This window comes from Acidovorax sp. A1169 (assembly GCF_030704685.1).
Lineage (GTDB): Bacteria > Pseudomonadota > Gammaproteobacteria > Burkholderiales > Burkholderiaceae_C > Acidovorax.
On sequence record NZ_JAUZDX010000066.1, the window covers coordinates 1 to 1,126 of the forward strand.

Genomic DNA, 1,126 nt, shown 5'->3' on the forward strand with positions numbered 1-1,126 from the left:
GGCGGATTCAAAACTGAAGTGCAACACCTGCCAACCTGTAAGGTCCGCAGATGCATTGCTCCTCCCGTTCTAGCCACTACAGCCAGCTGCAGCCCGAAGACCGCGCCACCATTGCCAGCCTGAGGCAACAGAACTACAGCGTGCGGGCCATCGCAAGGCAATTGCTGCGCTCACCCACCACCATCAGCCGGGAACTGCAGCGCAATAGCCATTCGTCGGGCTATGGCAGCGTCAAAGCGCAGTGCCTTTGCCTGCAGCGCAGGCGCTGCGGCAGACCCGCAGTCAAGCTGCATCCTGACTCCATCCTGTGGGGCCTGGTGAGCCATTTGCTGCGGCTTCACTGGTCGCCCGAGCAGATTGCCCTGACACTGGCACGCTTGCATCCACCAGGCCATGAGCATCGCGTGTCATACGAGACCATCTACAACTGCATTTATGCCATGCCCGTGGGGGAGCTGCGCAAAGAACTGATCGCCACCTTGCGCCACGCCCACAACAAGCGAGTGCCGCGCAGCAAAGGCAAGGACCGCAGGGGCCAGATCCCGGACATGCTGAGCATCCATGTGCGCCCTCCAGAGATCCAAGACCGCCAGTTCCCCGGGCACTGGGAAGGCGACCTGATCAAAGGCGAGGCCAATGCCAGTGCGGTGGGGACCTTGGTGGAACGCACCAGCCGACTGGTCATGCTGGTCAAGCTCCCCGAGTTCAAGCCGGCAAGCGCTGCCAACGTCCTGCAGGGCTTTACGGACAAGCTCTTGGGCATTGCGCAACCGATGCGCCTGAGCATGACGTACGACCAGGGTCGGGAGATGAGCATGCACAAAAAGCTCAGCGAGCAAACGGGCATAGCGGTGTACTTCTGCGACCCGCACAGCCCTTGGCAGAGGGGCTCCAACGAGAACATGAATGGCCTGGTACGCCAGTACCTGCCCAAGGGGACGGACCTGAGCATCTACAGCCAGGAGCAGCTTGACGCGATAGCCGATGAAATCAACAACCGCCCCAGAAAGGGTCTGGGGGTACGATCACCGTTGGCGGTCTACCGCGAGTTGCTGATCAACAACCCGCAGCACTCCACTCTTGTTCATTGAAAATCAGGGTGTTGCGCTTCGCTTTTGAATCCGCC

General features: G+C 60.5%; 1 protein-coding gene. It reads left to right on the plus strand.

Annotation, left to right across the window (positions count from 1 at the left end; translation table 11 throughout):
* Positions 1-50: 50 nt before the first annotated feature.
* Positions 51-1,091, plus strand: a complete 1,041-nt coding sequence (locus QYL93_RS31835; protein ID WP_305747432.1) for an IS30 family transposase — start codon at positions 51-53, stop codon at positions 1,089-1,091.
* Positions 1,092-1,126: the final 35 nt, after the last annotated feature.

Bases quoted from the DNA above. Each gene is read 5' to 3' on its own strand.
- QYL93_RS31835 (WP_305747432.1), top strand. From the start codon at position 51: ATGCATTGCTCCTCCCGTTCTAGCCACTACAGCCAGCTGCAGCCCGAA.